This is a genomic window from Crocosphaera sp. XPORK-15E (genome assembly GCF_034931425.1).
Taxonomy (GTDB): domain Bacteria; phylum Cyanobacteriota; class Cyanobacteriia; order Cyanobacteriales; family Microcystaceae; genus UHCC-0190.
The window spans coordinates 115,979-138,435 of sequence record NZ_JAYGHQ010000003.1; the positions used below are offsets into that span (position 1 = coordinate 115,979).

Annotated in this window: 25 protein-coding genes; 13 read left to right on the forward strand and 12 right to left on the reverse strand. The window is 38.2% G+C overall.

Annotated elements, in window-relative coordinates; genetic code table 11:
* Positions 1–27 precede the first annotated feature (27 nt).
* The 6 genes from VB691_RS03460 to VB691_RS03485 form a co-directional block, all read right to left on the reverse strand.
* Complete coding sequence (locus VB691_RS03460; RefSeq protein WP_323290062.1) at positions 28–606, reverse strand: TerD family protein; 579 nt, start codon at positions 604–606, stop codon at positions 28–30.
* Positions 607–629: 23 nt separating this feature from the next.
* Complete coding sequence (locus VB691_RS03465; RefSeq protein ID WP_323290063.1) at positions 630–1,223, reverse strand: TerD family protein; 594 nt, start codon at positions 1,221–1,223, stop codon at positions 630–632.
* Positions 1,224–1,232: 9 nt separating this feature from the next.
* A complete protein-coding gene (locus VB691_RS03470; protein ID WP_323290064.1) occupies positions 1,233–1,811 on the reverse strand; it encodes a TerD family protein in 579 nt (192 codons plus the stop codon).
* Between the two features lie 49 nt (positions 1,812–1,860).
* Positions 1,861–2,544, reverse strand: coding sequence for a salt stress protein, Slr1339 family (locus VB691_RS03475; protein WP_323290065.1), 684 nt, complete (start codon positions 2,542–2,544; stop codon positions 1,861–1,863).
* Positions 2,545–2,723: 179 nt separating this feature from the next.
* Positions 2,724–3,314, reverse strand: a complete 591-nt coding sequence (gene hpsU / locus VB691_RS03480) for a hormogonium polysaccharide biosynthesis acetyltransferase HpsU (RefSeq protein ID WP_323290066.1) — start codon at positions 3,312–3,314, stop codon at positions 2,724–2,726.
* Between the two features lie 17 nt (positions 3,315–3,331).
* On the reverse strand, positions 3,332–4,282 hold the full coding sequence (locus VB691_RS03485; RefSeq protein WP_323290067.1) for a glycosyltransferase family 2 protein: 951 nt from the start codon (positions 4,280–4,282) through the stop codon (positions 3,332–3,334).
* Positions 4,283–4,837: 555 nt separating this feature from the next.
* Here VB691_RS03485 and cobU point away from each other — a divergent pair.
* The 4 genes from cobU (at position 4,838) to VB691_RS03505 (ending at position 6,551) form a co-directional block, all read left to right on the forward strand.
* Positions 4,838–5,467, forward strand: coding sequence for a bifunctional adenosylcobinamide kinase/adenosylcobinamide-phosphate guanylyltransferase (cobU, locus tag VB691_RS03490; RefSeq protein ID WP_323290068.1), 630 nt, complete (start codon positions 4,838–4,840; stop codon positions 5,465–5,467).
* Positions 5,433–5,669 (forward strand): CopG family transcriptional regulator, encoded by a 237-nt coding sequence (locus tag VB691_RS03495; protein WP_323290069.1) that lies wholly within the window; start codon positions 5,433–5,435, stop codon positions 5,667–5,669. The genes cobU and VB691_RS03495 overlap by 35 nt, the downstream gene beginning before the upstream one ends.
* Before the next feature lies 1 nt (position 5,670).
* A complete protein-coding gene (locus VB691_RS03500) occupies positions 5,671–6,015 on the forward strand; it encodes a type II toxin-antitoxin system PemK/MazF family toxin (protein ID WP_323290070.1) in 345 nt (114 codons plus the stop codon).
* 107 nt (positions 6,016–6,122) lie between these two features.
* Entirely contained in the window at positions 6,123–6,551 is a 429-nt protein-coding gene (locus VB691_RS03505) for a hypothetical protein (protein ID WP_323290071.1), read from the forward strand.
* On the opposite strand, the gene VB691_RS03510 is transcribed toward VB691_RS03505, so the two are convergent.
* Positions 6,548–7,027 (reverse strand): SRPBCC family protein, encoded by a 480-nt coding sequence (locus tag VB691_RS03510; RefSeq protein WP_323290072.1) that lies wholly within the window; start codon positions 7,025–7,027, stop codon positions 6,548–6,550. The two genes, VB691_RS03505 and VB691_RS03510, sit on opposite strands and share 4 nt — an antisense overlap.
* Before the next feature lie 199 nt (positions 7,028–7,226).
* On the opposite strand from VB691_RS03510, the gene hemF reads away from it, so the two are divergent.
* On the forward strand, positions 7,227–8,258 hold the full coding sequence (gene hemF, locus VB691_RS03515) for an oxygen-dependent coproporphyrinogen oxidase (protein WP_323290073.1): 1,032 nt from the start codon (positions 7,227–7,229) through the stop codon (positions 8,256–8,258).
* Positions 8,259–8,326: 68 nt separating this feature from the next.
* Here the strand turns inward: hemF and VB691_RS03520 are convergent, their stop codons facing one another.
* The gene (locus VB691_RS03520) at positions 8,327–10,684 is read right to left on the reverse strand and encodes an ATP-dependent helicase (protein ID WP_323290074.1); all 2,358 of its coding nucleotides are present in this window, start codon (positions 10,682–10,684) and stop codon (positions 8,327–8,329) included.
* Between the two features lie 143 nt (positions 10,685–10,827).
* On the reverse strand, positions 10,828–11,580 hold the full coding sequence (locus VB691_RS03525; RefSeq protein WP_323290075.1) for a DUF1997 domain-containing protein: 753 nt from the start codon (positions 11,578–11,580) through the stop codon (positions 10,828–10,830).
* A 147-nt stretch (positions 11,581–11,727) separates the two neighbouring features.
* Here VB691_RS03525 and VB691_RS03530 point away from each other — a divergent pair, with 147 nt between their 5' ends.
* From VB691_RS03530 to VB691_RS03550, 5 genes are all read left to right on the forward strand, one after another.
* The gene (locus VB691_RS03530; protein WP_323290076.1) at positions 11,728–12,357 is read left to right on the forward strand and encodes an SDR family oxidoreductase; all 630 of its coding nucleotides are present in this window, start codon (positions 11,728–11,730) and stop codon (positions 12,355–12,357) included.
* A gap of 104 nt (positions 12,358–12,461) precedes the next feature.
* On the forward strand, positions 12,462–12,800 hold the full coding sequence (locus VB691_RS03535; protein ID WP_323290077.1) for a hypothetical protein: 339 nt from the start codon (positions 12,462–12,464) through the stop codon (positions 12,798–12,800).
* Between the two features lie 39 nt (positions 12,801–12,839).
* The gene (locus tag VB691_RS03540; protein WP_323290078.1) at positions 12,840–14,918 is read left to right on the forward strand and encodes a dynamin family protein; all 2,079 of its coding nucleotides are present in this window, start codon (positions 12,840–12,842) and stop codon (positions 14,916–14,918) included.
* Positions 14,919–14,972: 54 nt separating this feature from the next.
* Positions 14,973–16,625, forward strand: a complete 1,653-nt coding sequence (locus tag VB691_RS03545; protein WP_323290079.1) for a dynamin family protein — start codon at positions 14,973–14,975, stop codon at positions 16,623–16,625.
* Between the two features lie 6 nt (positions 16,626–16,631).
* The gene (locus VB691_RS03550; protein WP_323290080.1) at positions 16,632–17,366 is read left to right on the forward strand and encodes a dienelactone hydrolase family protein; all 735 of its coding nucleotides are present in this window, start codon (positions 16,632–16,634) and stop codon (positions 17,364–17,366) included.
* Between the two features lie 27 nt (positions 17,367–17,393).
* Here the strand turns inward: VB691_RS03550 and VB691_RS03555 are convergent, their stop codons facing one another.
* The 3 genes from VB691_RS03555 to ntcA are packed head-to-tail and all read right to left on the reverse strand — an operon-like array spanning position 17,394 to position 19,990.
* Positions 17,394–17,810 (reverse strand): pre-16S rRNA-processing nuclease YqgF, encoded by a 417-nt coding sequence (locus VB691_RS03555; protein ID WP_323290081.1) that lies wholly within the window; start codon positions 17,808–17,810, stop codon positions 17,394–17,396.
* Positions 17,807–19,288, reverse strand: coding sequence for a DUF3084 domain-containing protein (locus tag VB691_RS03560; RefSeq protein ID WP_323290082.1), 1,482 nt, complete (start codon positions 19,286–19,288; stop codon positions 17,807–17,809). The genes VB691_RS03555 and VB691_RS03560 overlap by 4 nt, the downstream gene beginning before the upstream one ends.
* A 24-nt stretch (positions 19,289–19,312) precedes the next feature.
* Entirely contained in the window at positions 19,313–19,990 is a 678-nt protein-coding gene (gene ntcA / locus VB691_RS03565; RefSeq protein ID WP_323290083.1) for a global nitrogen regulator NtcA, read from the reverse strand.
* 332 nt (positions 19,991–20,322) lie between these two features.
* On the opposite strand from ntcA, the gene fabI reads away from it, so the two are divergent.
* The 3 genes from fabI (at position 20,323) to VB691_RS03580 (ending at position 22,455) form a co-directional block, all read left to right on the forward strand.
* Positions 20,323–21,099, forward strand: a complete 777-nt coding sequence (gene fabI, locus VB691_RS03570) for an enoyl-ACP reductase FabI (protein ID WP_323290084.1) — start codon at positions 20,323–20,325, stop codon at positions 21,097–21,099.
* A gap of 140 nt (positions 21,100–21,239) precedes the next feature.
* Complete coding sequence (locus tag VB691_RS03575) at positions 21,240–22,013, forward strand: sulfotransferase family protein (protein WP_323290085.1); 774 nt, start codon at positions 21,240–21,242, stop codon at positions 22,011–22,013.
* Positions 22,006–22,455: a hypothetical protein gene (locus tag VB691_RS03580; RefSeq protein ID WP_323290086.1), complete on the forward strand. Its 450-nt coding sequence runs from the start codon at positions 22,006–22,008 to the stop codon at positions 22,453–22,455. Before VB691_RS03575 ends, VB691_RS03580 begins: the two co-directional genes overlap by 8 nt.
* The last annotated feature ends 2 nt before the right edge of the window (positions 22,456–22,457 follow it).

The following is a 22,457-nucleotide window of genomic DNA, read 5'->3' on the forward strand; positions in this document are numbered from 1 at the left end:
TTCTCAATGAATTTTTATTTTCTTGACCTAACCATAATAACGATTGACAATCGCTTCTAAACCACCTTCATAACCAGAACCCACGGCACTCATGCGCCATTCTCCATCTTTTTTGTAAATTTCCGCCATAATTAAAGCGGTTTCAATAGAGTAATCTTCGCTTAAATCATAGCGTAATACTTCATTTTTGGTTTTGACATCCATGAGACGCACGAAGGCATTTTCAACTTGTCCAAAGTTCTGTCCTCTTGCATCAGCTTCATGAATTGTCACGACAAAAACTAATTTGTGAACCTCAGAAGGTATCTTAGTCAAATTAACTAAAACAACCTCATCATCTCCTTCCCCTGCACCTGTTAAATTATCCCCCATGTGTTCTACTGAATGATCGGAATCAGGACTTTTTTTGTTGTTGTAAAAGATTAGATGCTTATCAGAGAGTAATCTTTCATTTTCTCCTAATAAGAACACAGAAACATCAATATCAAAGTCTTTGCCTGTATCGACTTTTTTAACGTCCCATCCTAACCCAATAAAGGCAGCTTCTAAACCTGGGGAAGCTTTGTCTAAAGATATTTTTTGTCCTTTTTGTAGATTAATTGGCATGATCATTTACCTCTTTAATGTTATTAATAGTAACTGTTCGTCAGAGCTTGTAAACCGTTAACAGCAATTCCTTCTCCTACTGCTGCCATCTTCCATTCATCATCCTCTCGGTAGACTTCTGCTAAAATCATCCCCGTTTGTCCTTGATATTCTTCTCCTGATAAACTATATCGAGCAATTTCTTTATTGTTACTTAAATCGACCAACCGCACAAAGGCATTCCTAACTTTTCCAAAGTCTTGTTGTCGTTGTATACATTCATAAATATTTACTACAAAAACAAGCTTAATAATGCGTTCAGGAATCTTCGGTAAATCAACTAATATTTGCTCGTCATCTCCCGCACCTGCACCCGTTAAATTATCCCCTAAATGGGTAATTGCCCCTGATGAATGGCGGAGATTTCCAAAGTAAATAACATCAGATTTACTCTCTAGTTTATCATGAGAATTGAGACACAATACAGAGGCATCGAGATCGAAATCGGCTGTTTTAAACATTCCAAATAGTCCGCCTCCTTGGGCTACATCCCAACCTAAACCACACATTACATTCGTTAAACCTGGGGCTTCTTTCTTGAGGGAAATTCGCTGTCCTTTTTTAAGATTAATTGCCATGATTTTATCCTAGTTATAGTAACGATTGAGAATGGCTTGTAAACCTCCTTGATAACCGGAACCCACAGCACTCATGCGCCATTCCTCATCTTTTCGATAAATTTCTGTGATAATAAGTGCCGTTTCAATTGAATAAGTTTCGGTTAAATCATAGCGTAGCACTTCTTCTTTGGTTTGGACATCCACTAAGCGCACAAAGGCATTTTCAACTTGTCCAAAGTTCTGTCCTCTTGCGTCAGCTTCATGAATTGTTACAACAAAAACTAATTTTTGAACGTCCTTGGGAATCTTGGTAAAATTGACTAAGACAACTTCATCATCCCCTTCTCCTTCCCCAGTTAAATTGTCTCCCATGTGTTCCACTGAATGGCCAGGATCAGGACTTTTTAAGTTATTATAAAATATTAAGTATTCATCACCAATTAATTTCTCATTTGCTCCTAACATAAACACAGAAACATCTAAATCAAAATCTTTTCCTGTATCAACTTGTTTGACATCCCATCCTAAACCAACGAAGGCAGCTTTTAACCCAGGATGTGCTTTATTTAATGAAATTCGTTGACCTTTATTGAGCGAAATTGACATAATTTATTTCCTGAAAATTAGTTACTAAGATTGTCTCGTTTCAAGGTGATTAACAAGGGGTGTTTAAGATGGTCAAATATTCAAGCGCAGCCTCTAAACGAGAGGCATAAGCACGAGCAAATTCTTCAAACCAAAGGCCTTCATCTGAATATTTGTCAAGGCTATCTAACCATTTTTGTGCTTGACGAGTCAATAATTTTTCTTGTTGTTGTTTCCTCTGTTCAGCATAGCGTATTTCTTCTTGATTGTGTTTCGTTAATTGTTGGTTTTGTTGTTCTTTTGTTTGTTGAAATTTTTGTTTTAAATCAACTAAGCTTAGTTCATTTTCCTGAGAAGGCTTAACTTTAGTTTGTTGTTGAAATTGTTGTTTTAAGTTGACTAAGCTTAGTTCACTTTCCTGAGAAGGCTTAACTTTAGTTTGTTGTTGAAATTGTTGTTTTAAGTTGACTAAGCTTAGTTCACTTTCCTGAGAAGGCTTAACTTTAGTTTGTTGTTGAAATTGTTGTTTTAAATTGACAAAAGCTTGCTCACTTTCCTGAGAAGGTTTAAGGTTTGGTGTTTTTTGTTCTTTTTTGCTTTGTAACTCAGATTTAAGTTGATTGAGTAAATTATCCGATGAGTTATTTTTAAATTCAGAGCCTTGAGATTGAGACATTTTTTTATTCATTTGCTCTAATTTAATCTGGTGGAGCAGATCGTTAATATTGGTATTTCCCTGAGAATAATTAATCATTTGTCAGCCTGTTAATTCTAGTTTAAACAGTGATATAATTGGCAAACAATTTAGTTTTGCACTAACTTTCTTACCTTCTATTATGACACACCCAAAGAAGGAAAGCCATAATCTTTAAGTTATATTTCATCTTTATTAATAATTTTCTCAACAATTCTTTATAATTAGGAACTAGACAACTAATTCATCGTTCTCGGATAATGAGGACGACAGGGAGTTCCCCAGGCAACTTGTGCGGCGGGAATATCACTAAAAACACTGCTACGGGCCCCAATCACTGCATTAGCCCCAATTTGTACCCCAGGGGCAATAAAACAGTCTGTGGCCACCCAAACACCATTACCAATTTTAATCGGATTAACGATTAAATTAAAGGATATATTTTGAAAATCATGACTTCCCGTACACAAATAACATTCCTGAGAAATTACGCATTGTGAGCCAATTTCTATCGAGTCTAAACTATAAAAAACAACATCATCTCCTATCCAACTATAATCCCCAATAGTCACCTTCCAAGGATAAGTAAAACGGGCAGTCGGTCGAATTATTACCCCCTTACCGATCGCCGCCCCAAAACGACGCAATAACCAACAACGAAACCCATGGGCATTATGTAAACTCAAGGGGAAAGCAATAGATTGTATAAACCACCAAAGGAGAATATACCACCCAGGACGACCCCGATCAAACCAAGACTGATCATATTGACGCAAATCTACCCAAGGGTTAGCATCAAAAATCGGAGGAAACTTTGGATCTGATTCCATTGATTTAAAGGGAAGAATTAAGAGTTCAAATTAACAGGTTCAGGTAAAGATTTTGGGGTCGTTGGTTCAGGATCAGTCGCAACATTTAATTGACCGCCAAAATTGCGTAACTCATAGAGTTTTACCCCAATTTGATATTCATATTGACTGAGTAACCGGCCATAAATATAACCAGCCTGACCATCTAAAAAGCCTAAACGAATGAAGTAGAATAGAATAAACCGCAGTAAAGGTTTAAGGGGTAATTTGACCCAAATTTTCTTAAGAAACCGTTTTCTTTGAACAGCAGTACCAAACAAATTAGAACCAATAGTTCCGCTGTCATCTTGTCCAGTTAAAATATTATAATAGACCCGTGCTTCCCAATTAGAATAACGATTATGTCTTTCTAACCAATGAAAAATATCACGAAAATCAATATGGAGCATATCGTATTTAAGATAGCCCACATTACCTTTTAAAATAACGTGTTCGTGAACTTCATTATCTCCTGTGTTGGGAATATCTTCTGTATGAAGATTCTCGTAGCGTCCAGATTGATGACGAAAAAGACGTAAATTCCAATCAGGATATTTACCCCCATAACGAATCCATTTGCCCAAGAAAAAGACCTTACGATTGAGATAATAGCCGTTATAATTGGGGTTTTGAATTGCTTCCGCAATCTCGTCCCATAATTCAGGGGTAATGCGTTCATCACAGTCAACAATTAACACCCAATCATTGCGAAAAGGAAGATTTTCTAATGACCAATTTTTCTTTTTAGGCCAGCCTCCGTTAAAGTAGAATTGAACAACATTTGCGCCGTATTGCTGACAAATTTCAACCGAGCGATCGCTGCTTTGAGAATCTACCACAAAAATTTCATCAGCCCTGGCCACACTGTCTAAACAAGCGGGTAAATTAAGCTGTTCATTTTTAGCGGGAATTAGGACTGAAATAGGGACTTTAGCAGTCATTTTAGACATTCGCACAGAGGGAGTTAAGGGTTAATATTGTTGACACTCCCTCGCAGTAGAACGGCGGGGATTCTTGGTTCAACGAGTCCACTTAAACTAGACCCCTTGCGGTATCTAGCCCAGAGGCGGTTCTCTCCCCAAGCGTTAACTTTGGGTATGCCCTACCCTAGTTGCAGTTCTGTCGAGCATCACTGTCGAGACATTGCTGCAAATTTTGTTTGACGCTTCGACTCCGCTCAGCGTCAACACCGAGCGGAGTCGAGGTGTTGAGTTTCAATGCTGTTTGTTTAGTTCCCGCGAAGATTTTACCTATTCCAAGGGTAAGAACTAAAACTAAGGAATAGAACCTCATATCCTCGATTGTCAAGGTGCAGCGCGGCAGTTGCTCAACTTGGGGAGACCCCAAGACCGCACGGCCTTGTCTACTTATTAGGTAGCAATTGGGTTTTTAAAGTGGTTGATTACCCTCCCACAAAAGCTATTATATCAAAAGCCGTCCTAGAAGGCTTGCACTGAGCTTGCCGAAGTGACGGGGTTTTAAACCCAAGTTTTCGATAAATTGTAATGATTCAGGAAAGAGTTCCTTCTCAACACCTTATTTTAGTCACTGGGGCTGCCCGTTCAGGTAAAAGTGAATGGGCCGAAACCCAGGCCCGAAACTTGGACAAACCTATTGTGTATGTGGCAACGGCCTTAGAAAATCCTGATGATCTGGAATGGCAAACTCGTCTAGAAAAGCATCGCCGTCGTCGGCCCCCTGAATGGCAGACTCTTTCTGTGCCTTATGCCCTTGCTACTACCATTGACCAAGCCATTCCCCCTCAATGTTTATTAATTGATTCGTTGGGAACCTGGGTTGCCAATGGGTTAGAAGCGGATGAGGCCGCTTGGCAAGAGACGACCACCAATTTACTTAACAGTGTACAACAAGCCTCTGTCGATCTGATTTTTGTGGCGGAAGAAACGGGGTGGGGAGTAGTTCCTGCTTATCCCTTGGGGCGACAATTCCGCGATCGCTTGGGTCATTTAACCCGTCAAATAGGAACTTTAGCAGATACGGTTTATTTAGTAGTTGGGGGACACGCCTTAAATTTGAGTGTTTTAGGGGAACCTTTAAAACATAGTATGATAGAGCTATCATACTTAAAACCTGCCAAACATGGGAAAGCAAAAAATAGCCATAACACTGGATGAGGGCGTAGTAGCCTTTCTCAATCGGATAGCCCCCAAAAATCGTAGTGAATATGTCAATAATCTTTTACGAAAGCAGGAAAAACAGACTTTGAAAGAGGAATTAATCAAGGCGTTGAGAGAGGATATAGAAGACTCAAATTATCAACAAGAAATTGCTCATTGGGATAGGGTGGTAGGGGATGGAATCGATGGGGAAGGGTAATTTGACCTATCAACGAGGGGAGATTCGTTGGATTAGATTAGATCCTACCGTTGGAGCAGAAGTGCAAAAAACTCGTCCCTGTTTAATTGTACAGAATGATATTATGAATCAGTATGGACAATTAACGATTGTGATGCCGTTCCGCCCAGGCAATAAAAAGGCTCCCTATACGGTAAATGTTGTCCCTTCAAACGTCAATGGGTTAGATCAAGATCGTTTTATTGACGTGGCTCAAATTCGTGCAGTAGACGGTAAACGAGTATTAGGTAAATTAGGCGTTTTAGAAAGCAATTATTGGGAGTCAATTAAGATCGCTTTAGATATCATTTTGGGATTTTCCTTATAACTCATCAATGTTAAAATATTCTAAATTCTTCAAGATCAATGATCCACCCGTGACAAGGTGAAAGTAAACGTTAGCATGGGATCAGGTGAGTGATCTAGGAGAATTTTATGAATATGGCATCCCAAGAACAGGTTAAAAAATATCTGGCCCATTGGTTTCAATTGGGTAAAGGGGTAATTTTTCCGAAACGACAAGAAACCCTGCGTCCGACGACAATTTTTGAAGGCAATAATTATTCCCCAGAATTTGAACAATGTTGGCAAAAAATCCTTTTTACTGATGCTGACTGCTATTTAGAAGGGACAGAACAAACCATTCAACAACTCTTAAGTCCCGCTTGGGATATTATCGACTGTCCCAGATGTGAGTTACCCATTCCTATGGCCGTTGCTGGTGTGACTAACTCTGTTTGTACCTGTTTTGACTTATCAGGTTGGCCCAATAACGAACTACCATCTCCTAGATTTCCTGTGGATACTATCAACCATTTACATCGCTTACGAGAACGCCTAAAAGACAAAGAAGACGAAAACTAAGCCAGTAACCGTTCGGCTGCATTAGCTAATTCTGTGGCAACACGGGCAGAATAGGGTTTAATCAGCCACCAGATCAACGGAGATAACCAGCCTCTGAGGGTAACAGAATAAGAGATATAAGTGCCGCATAGGGTCGATTCTACGTGATAAGTAATCTTTTGTTCAATCCCAGGAATAGTCAACACCCGAAGACTTAATAACTCTCCAGGACGGACATTTTCCACAAACAAACGAATGGGAATAGGGGTTAAACGGGTCACAACTTGATAAATCAGGCCCGGTTTAGCAATGAGTCCCAAGGGAAGATTGGTTTTGGAGAATAGAGGATGCCAAGAAACATCCGCTAAATCGATCAATTTGTGCCAAAGTACATCCGCAGGGGCTGTACTCATGGCGCGGTATCGCTTATAAAGGGAAAAACTGCATAACAATTTACCTTTAGCAAAAATTAACTTTAACGAAAAATTGAGAATCATAATCTGCCTCCCGCAAGAATGCTCCGGCAAGTTTATCATTTTGACACTCCAACGGGTAGAACCGCGTGAGAGTCTTGGAATATTAAGATACATTTTGAAGTCTAGCTTAAAGACTCAAGCAAGCCGTAGATTGATTAAAGAGAACTTTGTGACTGGTCACTGTATGGTTCTATCTTTTTACAAGACTTAAATCGAGATTATGACCCCCTTAACAACCAATCTTACTACCCCTCAGACCGCTTCTGTTCCCCCTGCTGATGCAAAAACACGGGTGAGTCAGTTTATGAAAACCCTCCAGGATGAAATCTGCAACGGGTTAGAAGCAGCAGATGGAGGTAATAAATTTCAAGAAGATAGTTGGGAACGAGAAGAAGGGGGAGGCGGCCGTTCTCGCGTTCTCAGAGACGGTAATTTGTTAGAACAAGGTGGGGTAAATTTCTCTGAGGTTTGGGGACAAGAATTACCTCCTTCGATTTTAAAACAACGTCCTGAAGCTGCGGGACACGGTTTCTATGCGACGGGAACTTCTATGGTACTCCATCCCCGTAACCCCTATATTCCAACCGTTCACCTCAATTATCGCTATTTTGAAGCGGGGCCTGTTTGGTGGTTTGGGGGAGGTATTGATTTAACCCCTTATTACCCCTTTGCTGAAGATGCCGCCCATTTTCATCAAACCCTTAAACAAGCTTGCGATCGCCATCATCCTGAGTATTATCCTGTTTTTAAGCCTTGGTGTGATGAATATTTCTATCTGAAACATCGTCAAGAAATGCGCGGGGTTGGCGGTATTTTCTTTGATTATCAAGATGGTAATGACCCCTTATATCGTGGCCCTCATCCTGATAAAGAAGCTGCTATCTATAGTAACCAACTTACGGCTTCAGAACCCCGTACTTGGGAAGATTTATTTGCCTTTGTTAATGACTGTGGACGATCATTTTTACCGGCCTATCTTCCTATTGTTGAAAAACGCCGTAATCTTGAATATGGAGACAGAGAAAGACAATTCCAATTGTATCGACGGGGCCGTTATGTTGAGTTTAATTTAGTATACGATCGCGGTACTATTTTTGGCTTACAAACTAATGGACGCACTGAGTCAATTTTAATGTCTTTACCCCCCTTAGTTCGTTGGGAATACTGTTACCAACCGGAAGCAAATACCCCCGAAGCTGAATTATATGAGGTGTTCTTAAAACCGCAAGATTGGGCTAATTGGCAAGCTTAAACCTAGGGTGGGCATTGCCCACCTTACACCACTGTAGGGGCGCAAGCAACCTGCGCCCACAATGTAACTTAGAATAAATATTCTATAACTGATTGCGTAAATCGTTCCATTAATATTGGTAAAATAGGACAAGGAATTTTAGCTTGTAAATTTACTGTTCCATCACCTTTAAAAACACTCCAACGAAAAGGCCCTTGTTTGGCCGCAGACATCCACAAAAGACGTTTTGCTCTGGTCATTGCGACATAAAGAAGACGAAATTCTTCTGCTTTTTTTAGCTGTTGTGCTTCTTCCCATGCGTCTAAAGGTTGGGGAATATTCGGGGTTTCTTCTGGGTTAATATATTGACTATGAACAGCAGCACGAATTTGAGCGCGAGACACTTCTCCTAAGGTAAAGTTACCCAAAAATTGAGAGGAAACGGGAACCCAAGGTTTACCAGGTAAGACATCTTCATGAAGGAAGGGAAGAAAGACATAATCCCAATCTAATCCTTTGGATTTGTGCATCGTAATAATTGTAACTTGATTGGCCCTTGTATAGCGATCATCATTATCTTCTTCCACTCCTTCAAACTGTTCTGAATTAACAATATTTTTAAGAGTATTAATAATTGTTTTTAGGGAATTTTTGCCGATTAATTCTTGAGCAATTCTCTCGGAAAGTTTTTGGACTGTGGCTAATTCTGCACCTGTATATTTTAAGGTCATTCCTAAAAAGGGAATGAGTTGATAATCTGGTAATTCTAATTTTGCTTGCAGCAAATTACAACAGTATTTACGAGCTTCTAAAACTTGTTTTTTTTGTTCAGGAATTAGAGGCGTAGGATAAAGAAAATTTTCGGGATAAGTAGACAAAGCATTCAAATCTTGGGTGTCAATTAAACCCCGTTTTTGTAAAATTTCTAAGGCACTTTTTAAATAATCAGGAGAATGGGGTCGTTCCATAAATTGCAGTAGCTTTAAAATTTCTTGGGGAATTTGCGAAAATCTTTCTGATTCTCCTACCTCATAAACCCTAATTTTATGGTCTTTATACAGTTCTTTTAAACTTTCTGCAATGAAACGACCTTGACGATTTTCTCTGACTAAAATAGCTGCATTATGCTCAGGATTTTTGGTTAATAATTCGATGACTCTTTGACGAATTAAGTCAACAGTGTGATAAATATCATCCGGTTGATAAAGTTCTAATCCTTCCCCTACTGGATCAGGATTTGCATTAGGTTGAGGATCACTTTTATCTACAGGTTTTATATTTTGTAACCGAAAGGGAATTACCTCTTTTTTTGTTTCTTGAGATGTTTCTATTAAATGGTTTTCTTTTCGTTTTAATTCATCAAGTTTCCATTGTTTATTAACCCACTGTAACACAAAATTAGCCGCCTCAATAATAATCAGACTACTACGGCCCGCTTGGTTCATAACCGCCAATTTATCTTGGTTTTTGCAGGTTTCACAGAACCAATTAAAATAGACAGGATCAGCAGGAGTAAAGGTTGAATTAATCGCTTGATTAGGATCACCTACCCGAATTAAATTAGGCTCATCATTTAAGTTGTTTTCCTGAGCAGCTAAAACAGATATTAATTTTTCTTGTAAGGGACTAGAATCCTGCGCTTCATCTTCAAAAACAGCAAAGACTTGTTGTTGCCACATTTGACGAATTTGGGCATTATTTAAGACATTTAATGCCCCCAAAATCATGTCATCATAATCAATAAAATCCAGCGATCGCATGACAATTTGATATTGTTCATATAACCCCGCAGCAATAGCTAAAATGTCATAATTATCTGGGGTAAAATGACTTAATTCCCACACTTGTTCCGCCGTCAGTCCTGAACTTTTCGCCTCTCGAATAATGGTATAAGCAAGCTGAGGTAAAACTTCCGTTCTTAAAACAGATTGACGGCGTAATCTTTCCGTTTCTTCTCCATCAAATTCAAACCCTTCTAATAAGATTTGATAGCGACGAGGATTAAGATTAATCCATTTCTCGACACAAGTTCTAATTACTCGATGACTTGGGGTAGGAATAATAACCGTTGAAGTATCTAAATTGAGTTGAGATAATTCAGGATGACGACTGGCAATATTAAGGGCTAAACCGTGTAAAGTTTGCACCATAAAACCCGTTTGAGGGCGTTTTAATTCTTTGAGACGTTCCTTGATTTTGGCTTTAATTCCTGCTGCTGCGGAACGGGTATAAGTAACAATAATTAACTGTTTTCTCGGATGAAGTTGATAACGGGCGATCGTCATTGCAGCGGCCACAGAAAGACTATGGGATTTTCCCGCCCCAGGTACCGCAGAAACCGCCATTTTACCCCCTTCCCAGTCAGCTAACTGTTGTTGTCCAGGGCGTAAATTATCCCGCAGTTTCTTCAGTTGATAATCTTCTTCAGTTGTTATTTTATCGTTCAAGGTAATCGTTATTTTAGTGTAAATATAAGTTCTTTTAGTGTAGCGAACAAAACTGGCAGGGTGTGCCTTTATTGCGAAGCACCAAGAAAAGGTAGGGGTCAACGGCCGTTGACCCCTACCTAATTAAAATATGTTTTACTACATTATGCTGCCATTTCTTCCTCAACTGCTTCAATTTTTTCCAGATGACGGCTGTTTTTTGGGGGGATAGGAAGATTTTGTCCTACATGAAAATCTTGCTGTACCTTATGAGTCAGACGGGGAGAAATTTGACGGACAATTTGAGTTAATAAGCGATCGCCCGTTTTTTGAATCATCGATAAAGGTAACTTCTGAATAAATTTGGGAAATTGAACCGCCACATCCATTTCTAACTGCCATTCAACTTTGGTAATTTTTTCCGGTAGTTGAGCAATATTGTGTTTTTTGAAGGCCTTTTCTAATTCAAACTGTCTGAAGTCCGAGGGAATTTCTCTGATTGTCATGGATGCTTGATAATCCACTTCATAGCCTAAATTCGGTTCATCAGGAATAGGAATACTGTGCATCAAATAAAGCCCATTTTCTGGCGGTTCCAAGACAACAGCCATTTTGGGTTCTAGCTCATAACCAAAGGAGCCAAAGCGTCCCACTGTTAAAATATAACCGTTATTGCCAATGGCTTGAGTTTTCATCGGGGCAGCACAACGACAAAACCAACCCTGATGAGCATTGAGATAGTCGGCCACCGTTGAAGCATCGCTGTACATTTCCATATATCCCATAAACCGGGTCTGAAAGTGAACCGGAGTCCCTTCGAGTTGTTCAGACTGCTTGAGACTGCTCTCACCTTGAATTTGCTCTAAAGACGCATCAGAAAGGTCATTTGGATAATTATTGAGCCATTGACACTGCATAACGATTCCCTGAAAGTTAGTTTACGGTTGACTGTGGGTGTGATAGTAGGTGGATCAAACTCCTGAACGCTGATGGAAGTAATATAACTTTATACAATAAAGAAATGTTACATTATCGATTCTAAATCAACTATCAGGAGTGGGACAATGAAGGCATTGGTCGCAGGAGCAACAGGAGAAACGGGAAGGCGCATTGTGCAGGAATTAGTTAAGCGTCAGATTCCTGTCAAAGCCTTAGTCCGTGATTTAGACTTAGGGAAGCAAATTTTGCCCCCGGAAGCGGAGTTAGTGGTGGGTGATGTTCTTAACCCCGACAGTCTCACAAAGGCGATCGCAGACTGCACTGTTTTACTCTGTGCTACTGGTGCCAGGCCTAGCCTTAATCCTAGCGGCCCCTATCAGGTGGACTATGAAGGTACAAAAAACTTGGTCAACATCGCTAAAACGCAAGGAATTGAGCAGTTTGTGTTAGTTTCTTCTCTCTGTGTTTCTCAATTTTTTCATCCTTTAAATCTTTTTTGGTTAGTTTTATTTTGGAAAAAACAGGCAGAAACTTACCTTCAAAACAGTGGCTTAAATTACACAATTGTCCGACCTGGTGGCCTTAAGAATCAAGATAACTCAGAGTCGATTTTGATGTCATCCGAGGATACGCTGTTTGAGGGCAGTATTCCTCGACAAAAAGTGGCTCAGGTTTGCGTAGATTCTCTATTTAATTCTGAGGCGCATAACCAAATTCTGGAAATTGTTACGAAACCTGAAGCAGTTAAGGGTTAAGAATAATCAATCATTAAGTTTTTTTCGGGTTGGTGTTATTGATCCGTAATTTTTGGGAACCCTAAGTTTGTCAACGTTAAAAATTATAGGGTTCTTCATCTCTAATGATAGATAACGAAAATAATCCAGCACTAGATCAGCGAGAAAAAATGCTGATTGAAAAGGAACAAGAATTGCGCTTACGAGAGTTAGAAATGGAAATTTTCCGAGAAAGTCAAGCGCAAGAACCACCCCTTTATCAAACTAAAAAAAATGAGCCAACGGACAAAAAAGTAAAAGCTTGGCCGAAAAAAATTATGCTAATTGCCAAGTTTTTTGTACTAATGGTAACGGTTTTTGTCGCCATTAGAATTGCTTCTTGGTTAGCATTGGGAATCATGATTGGTGCTATTTCTTTGGCTTCTTATAAGCTCTTTATAGAAGGCGATAAACCCGCCAAATAAAGATTATTTTTGTTCTTATTCATTAGTTAGGCTTTTTTTATGACGACTCACACTGAAACAACTATCTTACTCCAAGATCTTGAACGGGTTAGTCAGGTTCGTTCTAAGATTTCTTCTCATTTAATTCAAATTGCCGATACCTTAGAAAAAGGGGAATCTCTGGGAAAAAATCTATCAGGAAAATTAGAACTTGATCGAGATATTGAAGATCTCAGTAAAGTCAGTAAGAATTTGCGAGAATGTGTGTTTCGTCTGTTAGTTTTGGGAGATATGAAGCGGGGAAAAAGTACCTTTTTGAATGCGTTAATTGGGGAAAATTTATTACCAAGTGATGTTAATCCTTGTACCGCTTTATTAACCATTGTCCGCTATGGAAAAGAGAAACAGGTAACAGTTTACTTTAATGATGGAACATCCCCCCAAAAGATTGATTATAAGACCTTTAAAGAGCGTTATACCATCGATCCCTCAGAAGCAAAACAGTTAGAAAGGGAAAAAAAACAAGCCTTCCCGACAGTAGATTATGCGGTGGTTGAATATCCTTTACCATTATTAGAAAAAGGGATTGAAATTGTCGATAGTCCTGGACTTAATGATACAGAAGCCCGCAATGAATTATCTTTAGGATATATTAATAATTGTCATGCCATTTTGTTTGTGATGAGAGCTTCTCAACCTTGTACCTTAGGAGAGCGTCGTTATCTCGAAAATTATATTAAAGATCGCGGGTTAAGTATTTTCTTTTTAATTAATGCTTGGGATCAAGTTAAGGAAAGTTTAATTGATCCAGATGACCCCGACGAGTTAGCAGAAGCTGAGGGAAAATTAAGAAAAGTTTTTCACGCTAACCTCGCAGAATATTGTCAAATTGATGGTTATAATCTCTATGATGAGCGAGTATTTGAAATTTCCGCTTTAACTGCCTTAAGACAACGTTTAAAAAATCCTGATGCTCCCCTTAAAGATACGGGATTTTCTGCTTTTTTAATGGCTCTTAATACTTTTTTAACAAAAGAAAGAGCGATCGCTGAATTTCGACAAGCATTAACCTTAGCAAGACAAGCATCTAGTCATGTCAGGGAAGCGGTTGAACGTCGTATTCCCCTATTACAAAAAGATGTGGAAGAATTAAAAATACAAATTAATTCAGTCGAACCTGAATTTAAAATTTTGAATCAAATTCAGGAGCAATTTAAAGGAGAAATTAGAGAAATTAGAGATGAGAAAGCCAGAATTATTGCTGATTCTTTTCGTGACTATGTATTAAATCTAGGAAATACTTTTGAGTCTGATTTTATCCATTATCAACCTAACCTAAATTTCCTTGATTTCTTATCCAGTGGAAAACGGGAAGCCTTTGAACAAGAATTAAGACAAGCCTTTGAAAAATATATTAGCGATCGGATAGCTGACTGGAGTAAAACGGCTGAAAAAGAAATGGATTCTGCTTTTTTAAAGCTCTCTAAAATTGCCACAAGTTACGGTGACTCTTATACAAAAATTACCGATAGAATTACAGAAAAATTAACAGGAACTACCTTACAAAATATATCTGGTTCTTCTCAAGATGATCACTCACCTAGTTGGGCAAAATGGGCGGCGGGAATCTTTTCTTTAGCGAGAGGAAATATTGCAGGAGTGGCCATGGCCGGTGCAGGTTTTGATTGGAAAAACATAATTCTTAACTTTATTACTGTATTCGGTGTAGGCGCAATTATTACTTCTTTAACAGGAATAGTTTTGGGGCCAATTGGGTTAGCTTTGTTGGGGTTTGGTGTGGGAATGTTACAGGCAGATCAAGGGCGTAAAGAATTAGTAAAAGTGGCTAAAAAAGAGTTAATTAAACATTTACCTAAAATTGCTCAAGAACAGTCTCCAAAGGTTTATGATGCGATTAAAGAGTGTTTTGATGGCTATGAAAAACAGATTACTGAAAGGATAAATGATGATATTAATTCGCGCAAAGCTGAATTAGATAATTTAGTCAAACAAAAGGAATCCCATGAAATTAATCAAGGGAAAGAAATCGAAAGATTGACACAATTAGAACAAGAAGTTAAGAGTGAATCTCAAAGTATTGAGATGCTTTATCAAAACTTCTTAACAACAGCTTCCTGATGATAAATTAAGTAAGGTGGGCATTGCCCACCTACAGGATTATGAGTAATAAAAATGGAACAATCTAAAAATTTTCTACAAGTTAGTAATGCCTTTAAAAAAGCCCTGGATATTTTAGAGATTGAAGAAACTTCTGACCTAAAAAAAGATATAATATCTTTGTGTAATTATCTAGAAAATCCCACATTTCGCATCGCTGTTTTTGGCCCATTTAATTATGGAAAATCCACCTTACTCAATGCCTTATTAGGTAATAAAACCTTACCCATTGATTTAATTCCTACTACGGGAGCAGCAATTTATGTTAAATATGGGGAAAAATTATCAACAAAAATTACCTTAATAGATGACACAATAATTTGTGAAGAAGGCACAGACATTCTCAAAAAATATGCCATTCTTAATGATCAAAGATATATGAGAGATGATGTAAAGTCTGTTGAGGTTTATTGTGAGCATCCCCTATTAAAAATGGGGGTAGAATTTCTAGATTTACCTGGAACAAATGATCGAGAAAAACAAGATAATTTAGTTAAAGATAAACTATTAACAGCAGATTTAATCATTCAAGTGGTTGATGGGCGTAAATTAATGACATTAGGAGAAAGGGAAAATTTTAGAGATTGGTTACTAAATAGAGGAATTAATAGTGTAGTTTTAGTTATTAATTTTCTCAATTTATTAGAGTCTGAAGAGCAAAAAGAAGTTTATCATCGTCTTCGTTTTGTAGCTGAAAGTTTTCGTGTAAATTTGCCCCCCGGAATTAGTAATTTATATCGTGTTGATGCTTTACCTGCTTTAAGAGCAAGATTAAAAGGAGATAATTGTGCTGCACAAACTACGGGATTATCAATTTTTGAATCAGCTTTACAAAGTATTGTCACAACTCAAAAAGAAAGTTTATCTTTCCGCATTTCTCGTCTTGTAGAAATACGTAATCAACTAAAGATTATTACGGAAAACAAACAGCAAATAATTACTCAAAAATTAGAGAAAGAGCAGCAAAAAATAGAGATTCAAAAAAAAGCTGTCAAAATTATTAAACAAGGATTTCAACGTAGTCTATCTGAGTTTGAAAGTTGGCTATATTTACCAAAATTATTAACTAATTATCAAACAGAAATGTCCCTCGCTTTAGAAAAAAGAAACTTTAAACAGTGGCACCAGAATGAGTTTGAAAGCAAGATTTTAGCTTATAAAACTATGATTATGGAATGGGTTGATAAAGCCTGTGAATTTTTTGAACACCAACCCTTAAACCCTTTAATAATTAGTTTTCCTGAAATGCCAAAAATGTCACCACCAGCAATAGAAAAGGTACAAAAAAAATCTATAGATATTGATGATATTGCTGCCGTTGGTGTCCCCACAGGAATTGGTTGGGTATTAGGTGGGCCAGTGGGGGCAGCAGTTTTAGGGGGTGCAAGTTATTTATTGAATAAAACAACAACTAAAACAGAACAAAAAGAATCTCAACAGAATTCTCATGATAAAATAAGTTATAATGAAATAGCAAAAGAGTATTTAACTCGTTTTAGTGAACAAGCATTTTTAAGCTTACGTCAATATGAACAGCAAGCAGAAAAAATTATGATCTTGACTGAAAATAAAGAATCTGTAGAAATGACTCAACTGTCTCATCAATTACAATTATTAAATGATGTTTTAGCTATACTTGATCAACCATGTTTTAACAGTGACAAATAAAATTGTATGCAGATAAAAAAGCAAAATACTAGCATTATTGTTGATGATAATGCGATGAGAATTTACCTTGCTAGTCCCGCAAAAGAAGGTCAATATCCAGGGATTTTGTTCTATTCAGATATCTATCAATTAGGTATTCCAATTACTAGATTAGCTGATCATTTAGCGGGATATGGATATGTAGTAGCTGTCCCTGAAATTTACCATCGTTTATTACCGATAGGAACTATTATTGAACCTAATGATTTAGGTAGAATTCAAGGGAATGAAGCAGCTAGAAAAACTGCATTATCAGAGTTTGATCAAGATGCTAATGCTCTGATTAATTTTCTCAGTCAACAGGAAAATGTGATCTCTGATAAAATTGGAACTATGGGCTTTTGTATTGGGGGACATTTGGCGTTTCGGGCTGCATTTAACCCTGAAATAAAAGCCGCCGTCTGTGTTTATCCCACCGGAATTCATAATGGTAAATTGGGCCGAGAAAAAGCGGATTCTTTAGCAAAAATGAGTGAGATTATAGGGCAAATTTTATTGATTTTTGGCACAGAAGATCCCCATATTCCCGAAGAAGGAAGACAATTAATTATAGAGTCTCTCACACAAGCTAATGTCTCTCATCAAGTGATAACTTATAAAGCGAATCATACCTTTATGAGAGATGATGGCTATAGATTTGATCCGGTAGCAACTGATTTAGCTTGGGGAGAAATTACGAATTTTTTAAAGTCAGTTTTGTAACCTTGAAAATTGAGGGAGTTACTAGGTTTAATGGTTGGTTAAATATCGTTCAATTAATAAAATAGCGACAATATCATCAACGGGACGAGGGGGAACCCGCATTCCTTTAGGAATTAAGCTTGTTAACCCTTTGGGGGGATACATTTCCCAATAGCGATCGCGGGCTTCTAGGGTACTGTTGCGTTCATCTACCATAATAATCGGAATAGAGGGTAAAAATTCCTGTTCTAATTGTTTTTTCCACTGTTTAGATGTGGTTTGATTACCCATAACTAATAATTCAATTGGAAACTGTTGAGATAGGGAATTTAGGGTTTTCATTGCTTGGTTAGACTCAATAACTTCATGATAATAAAGTTTACCTTGATTATCGGTTACTGCTATCCCACATTTATCGCGTCCGGGATCAAATCCTAAGATTATTGATGATTTTTCCTTGTTCATTGTTCACTTTCAGTTTCAAACATAATTTCATCATTCTTAATGGCAATTAATCTTATTTTTAGAGGGCCGAGGGTCTTTGTATCCTCAATAGTAACTGCTTTTAGTTCATCTAATCCTTCCTCAGATTGTTTTATTCTTTCAATAAAATCAATGACAGTTTTTAAGCGACCATCTCCTACTTGAATATTACCAATAACCCCCGCACGACGAGCGCGAAATTGAGTAGCTGCTAACAATAAATCAAGTCTTTTTTGCACATTTTCTTCCGTTAATGCTAAAGAATCTATGGAAACAGTGGCAATGGTTTCTCCTTCACTAAAAATCTTTTGATTGAGAACAACATCAGCAAAAACACGAACTTCTTTTTCCCCTTGTACATAATTACCAGCCGAAATAATTCTAACAACATATTCTTTGCCATCTTGTAATTGTTTAATCAATTGTTCTACTTGTGCTTGGGTAATTTGAACCACTCTTTCATCGGGTTTAATGTCCTCTTTTCCTACTAATTGGATCGCCGTTCTATTGGCTTGTCTGAGCAGTTCATCAACCACTTGATTACCTGCTTTTGGTACCACAATACGCACTGAACCAATGGCTAAAACTTGACCACGAACAATGGCAATTTGTCTTTCTCTTAAATCTTGATAATTTTGATAATATTGTTCTAAGATTTCTACTTGTTTTTGTAAATAAGCGGATTCTCTTTCTAATTGTTCTAACTGAGATTCTCGATTTTTAAGAACAATATCTTTCTGATTAATAGCTTGATCGAGTTCCACAATTTGACTATCTCGGTTATCAATTTCTGTTTGGAGGGTACTTTGTTGCTTCTCTAAACTTTGGAGACGGGTTTCTAAATTTTTGAGGCGGGTTTGTCGTTCATTTAAAATGCGGGTTTGGGAAGCAATTTGGGACTTTCCCTGTTTGAGTGCTTCATCTCGTTTGCGGACTTCTATTTGTAAGCTTTTAATTTCTTGATCGAGTTCAGTTTTATTTTTTTGTAGGGCTTGTTTTTCTTTGAGTAAAGTTGTAATATCTGTCCGTAATTTTCGAGCTTGATCGGAAACAGATTTGAGTTGTTTTCTCGCTTTGGAAAAATTTTGATTGGTTGAGTTTAATTTTTTTTGTGCAGTATTTTGTTCTGTTTTTGCTTCTTGTAATTTTTGTTGAATATCCTTTTTATCAATGGCAAACCTTTCTAAATCAGCTTTAGCAACCCGTAATTGTTTTTGAATTTCATCAAGTTCAAATAGTCCTTCTCTGAGAGATTTACTAAAGGTTAATAAAACTCCAAAGGTAGAAGCGGCGATCAAAGCTCCCGTCAAGACAGTAACAACAATCGCCGTTTGTTTCGGACGAAGATTACCAATGGTTAGTCGAGCTTTGCCAACTTTGGTGCCTAAGCGATCGCCCAATGCCGCGATCAAGCCTCCTAAGATTAAAACGGCTGCAATTAGGATATAAGCACTGGTCATTCGCTTTTAACATTGATAAGAACGTTAGGTAAATTGCTGACTAAGGACTACAGGATTATGAACAGTGATTTTTTTCTTATGAATAGAAATCATTTCTTCCTGACGTAAATCTCCCAACAAACGAGTGACAGTCACACGGGTAGAACCAATGGCCTCGGCGATCGCTTGATGAGACAATTTTAAGTCAACGCGAATCCCTTCAGGAGTCGGTACACCAAAGTCCCGACATAAAATTAACAGAAAACTGACCAAACGGGAACCCATATCACGATGAGCGAGGGTTTCAATCATCATTTCTGTTTGTAAAATCCGTGAAGATAACCCCTGAAGCATTAAAATCGACAAATCTGGATTACTTTTTAAGGCCTGCTCTACTTGTTCAATGGGGGCAGATAATAATTCCACCGGAGTAAAGGCCACCGCATGATAAAAGCGATCTGAGCGTTGGCCGGTAATTAGGGAAAGTACCCCAAACACACTATTTTCTCTCAATAAGGCCACGGTAATTTCCTCCCCTGCTTCATAGACACGGGAGAGTTTGACCGCACCTTTGAGCAAAAAGTAAACCCTCTCGGCGGGATCACCAGGGAAAAAGATCGTTTTGCCCCGTTCAAAGGGTTCCACGACAGGGGGATAGGGGCCGCCACCAATGCGGCGAAAAACGGCTGCTAAGGGTTTATCCTGTGGTACAGATATTTCCATCACACTTTAATATAACACCGGAAAAATAAGGGGTCTGAAAACACCAAGGGGTGATAGAGCAGAAGTCAGAAGTTTGAAGTTTGAAGTCAGAAGTAAAACCCTTATAGTTAATGGTTTTGAAACCCGTATACTATACCTCATTCAACTGCACACTGCTATAAGTTAATGATAGAAACAACACTTTAACGTATCTTCAAGGGTTTTTGCTACGTTTTGCTTCACAATGTTCCTATTGGGATGATACATCCCTCGTTCTGTCAATGATTATAGCTACCCATCTTCCATAATGGGGGCATAATGCTTAGAAAACTTGTCCAATTGTCCAGAAGACTATGTTAGATTTAACCGGAAAGAACGCGCTCGTTACAGGAATTGCTAATAATCGCTCGATCGCTTGGGGAATTGCTCAACAACTCCATAAAGCGGGGGCCAACCTCGGTGTTACCTATTTACCCGATGAAAAAGGACGTTTTGAGAAGAAAGTCAGAGATGTGGTTGAACCCCTCAACCCGTCCATTTTTGTACCTTGTAATGTTCAAGATGAGGCCCAGGTGGCGGAAACTTTTCAAGCGGTGGCTGATACTTGGGGAAAGTTAGATATTTTAATCCATTGTTTGGCTTTTGCAGATAAGGAAGGGTTAGGGGGCGACTTTAGTGGGGTTTCCCGTGAAGCGTTTAGTCAGTCCCTGGAAATTAGTACCTTTTCTTTGGCTAATATGGCTAAATATGCTAAACCTTTGATGACTGAAGGCGGCAGTATTGTCACTTTGACTTATGTAGGGGGTGTCAAAGTCATTCCTAATTATAATTTGATGGGAGTGGCTAAAGCTGGGTTAGAGATGAGTGTGCGCTATTTAGCGGCGGAATTAGGCCCTAATAATATTCGGGTGAATGGTATTTCTGCGGGGCCTATTCGTACTTTAGCTTCTTCTGCGGTAGGGGGCATTTTAGATATGATGCGTCATGTGGAAAATGTGGCCCCTTTGAAACGGACAGTAACTCAATTAGAGGTGGGTAATACGGCGGCTTTTTTGTGTAGTGACTTGGCCAGTGGGATCACCGGACAAATCATTTATGTGGATGCGGGTTACGAAATTATGGGAATGTAAAAATCAAAAATGAGGGATTTTCCCCCTCATTTTTTTGTAATATTCACCTACTTTTTGGGCTGATAACCTGTCACAAAATTTCTTAAATAAGGTATGATAATCACTGAATACTGTTGAGTTATAGTTTCTGATACCTATTGATGAAAATTCCTATTATCTATGCTTATCCTCGTTCGGGAGGGACGTTAGTTAATCGATGTTTAGGGAGTATAGCGGGCAATCTTATTCTATCTGAAGTTAATCCCCTAGCTTCAGTACATCCCATTGCTGAGCAGGCACAAGATTGGCTTGATCTTCTCAAAGATGATCAGCTAGATGAGTTTGTCCATAAGTCCTATGGTCAACAGATACATTTTTTGGCCACTCAAGCCAAAGCATCAAATAAGCATCTAATTATTCGTGACTGGACAGCGGCCAACTTTATCGATAACCCTATTAGTAATAATATATTGACACCCAGTTTCTTATTGGAACAAGATTTATATTTATCCCATTATGGATTAACTTCTTTACCTGTGGTGATCGTCCGTCGTGTGGCAGATGTTTATGAGTCGATGACGCGCATATTTCCTCACTTAAATTTGGAGATTCAATCTTTTGGAGAAGCTTACTTAGCCTATGCTCAAGCAGTTTGTCATTATCCCATTTTTCACTATGAACAAATCTGTCAAGATCCTCAGACTCAAATTCGCTTAATTTGTCAAACTTTAGAAATCAATTATGATCCCGACTTTCTCAATAAATTTTATCAGTTTGATAAGTGTACTGGAGATAATACCATTGAACAATCATCAAGAGGGAGGCAACTAACCGAAATTAATTTACTTCCCAGTCATACAGAGTCCAAATCATATATCATAGCGAGTAATGATGAAAACTGTCGGAGGGCAAATCAGTTATTAGGTTATGAATGAGACACAACAGTTAGAGACCCTATGGCAAGTCTTAGAATCACGCGATCGCGTTGTTATAAAAGCCCAGCAAGAATATGATCGTCTGCAGGGACAGATCAAGGAGCAGAGAGAAGATATACAAAGACAAACTCGCCATCTGGAAAATACAATGAGGCTTCATTTTGAAGAAGTACAAAAACTTACCGTACAACTGCAACTGAGTCAAGCAAAAAAAGAATCATTACAGCAGGTTATTGAGCAACGAAATGTGACCATAGAAGATATCAAAGGTCAACTACATCGTAGCGAAGAAAATAGACTTTTTTTGTTAGATAAAATTGATCAATTGCAAGAAAAACTTAATGAGAGTCAAGCCACTATTGAAGGGATGGAAAGCAGTAAATTTTGGCAGTTAAGGCAAGGTTTGGTCAAGTTTAAAAAATTCCTAGGCTTCAAAGGATAAAA

Excerpts from the sequence above, each read along its gene's own strand:
- VB691_RS03555 (WP_323290081.1), bottom strand. The coding sequence starts at position 17,810 with ATGAACAAGGAAAAATCATCAATAATCTTAGGATTTGATCCCGGACGC.
- VB691_RS03530 (WP_323290076.1), top strand. The coding sequence starts at position 11,728 with ATGAAGGCATTGGTCGCAGGAGCAACAGGAGAAACGGGAAGGCGCATT.
- VB691_RS03550 (WP_323290080.1), top strand. The coding sequence starts at position 16,632 with ATGCAGATAAAAAAGCAAAATACTAGCATTATTGTTGATGATAATGCG.
- fabI (WP_323290084.1), top strand. The coding sequence starts at position 20,323 with ATGTTAGATTTAACCGGAAAGAACGCGCTCGTTACAGGAATTGCTAAT.
- VB691_RS03540 (WP_323290078.1), top strand. The coding sequence starts at position 12,840 with ATGACGACTCACACTGAAACAACTATCTTACTCCAAGATCTTGAACGG.
- VB691_RS03535 (WP_323290077.1), top strand. The coding sequence starts at position 12,462 with ATGATAGATAACGAAAATAATCCAGCACTAGATCAGCGAGAAAAAATG.
- VB691_RS03485 (WP_323290067.1), bottom strand. The coding sequence starts at position 4,282 with ATGTCTAAAATGACTGCTAAAGTCCCTATTTCAGTCCTAATTCCCGCT.
- VB691_RS03560 (WP_323290082.1), bottom strand. The coding sequence starts at position 19,288 with ATGACCAGTGCTTATATCCTAATTGCAGCCGTTTTAATCTTAGGAGGC.
- cobU (WP_323290068.1), top strand. The coding sequence starts at position 4,838 with ATGATTCAGGAAAGAGTTCCTTCTCAACACCTTATTTTAGTCACTGGG.
- VB691_RS03475 (WP_323290065.1), bottom strand. The coding sequence starts at position 2,544 with ATGATTAATTATTCTCAGGGAAATACCAATATTAACGATCTGCTCCAC.
- VB691_RS03505 (WP_323290071.1), top strand. The coding sequence starts at position 6,123 with ATGAATATGGCATCCCAAGAACAGGTTAAAAAATATCTGGCCCATTGG.
- VB691_RS03580 (WP_323290086.1), top strand. The coding sequence starts at position 22,006 with ATGAATGAGACACAACAGTTAGAGACCCTATGGCAAGTCTTAGAATCA.
- VB691_RS03545 (WP_323290079.1), top strand. The coding sequence starts at position 14,973 with ATGGAACAATCTAAAAATTTTCTACAAGTTAGTAATGCCTTTAAAAAA.
- VB691_RS03470 (WP_323290064.1), bottom strand. The coding sequence starts at position 1,811 with ATGTCAATTTCGCTCAATAAAGGTCAACGAATTTCATTAAATAAAGCA.
- VB691_RS03510 (WP_323290072.1), bottom strand. The coding sequence starts at position 7,027 with ATGATTCTCAATTTTTCGTTAAAGTTAATTTTTGCTAAAGGTAAATTG.
- VB691_RS03465 (WP_323290063.1), bottom strand. The coding sequence starts at position 1,223 with ATGGCAATTAATCTTAAAAAAGGACAGCGAATTTCCCTCAAGAAAGAA.
- VB691_RS03525 (WP_323290075.1), bottom strand. The coding sequence starts at position 11,580 with ATGCAGTGTCAATGGCTCAATAATTATCCAAATGACCTTTCTGATGCG.
- ntcA (WP_323290083.1), bottom strand. The coding sequence starts at position 19,990 with ATGGAAATATCTGTACCACAGGATAAACCCTTAGCAGCCGTTTTTCGC.
- hpsU (WP_323290066.1), bottom strand. The coding sequence starts at position 3,314 with ATGGAATCAGATCCAAAGTTTCCTCCGATTTTTGATGCTAACCCTTGG.
- VB691_RS03460 (WP_323290062.1), bottom strand. The coding sequence starts at position 606 with ATGCCAATTAATCTACAAAAAGGACAAAAAATATCTTTAGACAAAGCT.
- hemF (WP_323290073.1), top strand. The coding sequence starts at position 7,227 with ATGACCCCCTTAACAACCAATCTTACTACCCCTCAGACCGCTTCTGTT.
- VB691_RS03495 (WP_323290069.1), top strand. The coding sequence starts at position 5,433 with ATGGGAAAGCAAAAAATAGCCATAACACTGGATGAGGGCGTAGTAGCC.
- VB691_RS03575 (WP_323290085.1), top strand. The coding sequence starts at position 21,240 with ATGAAAATTCCTATTATCTATGCTTATCCTCGTTCGGGAGGGACGTTA.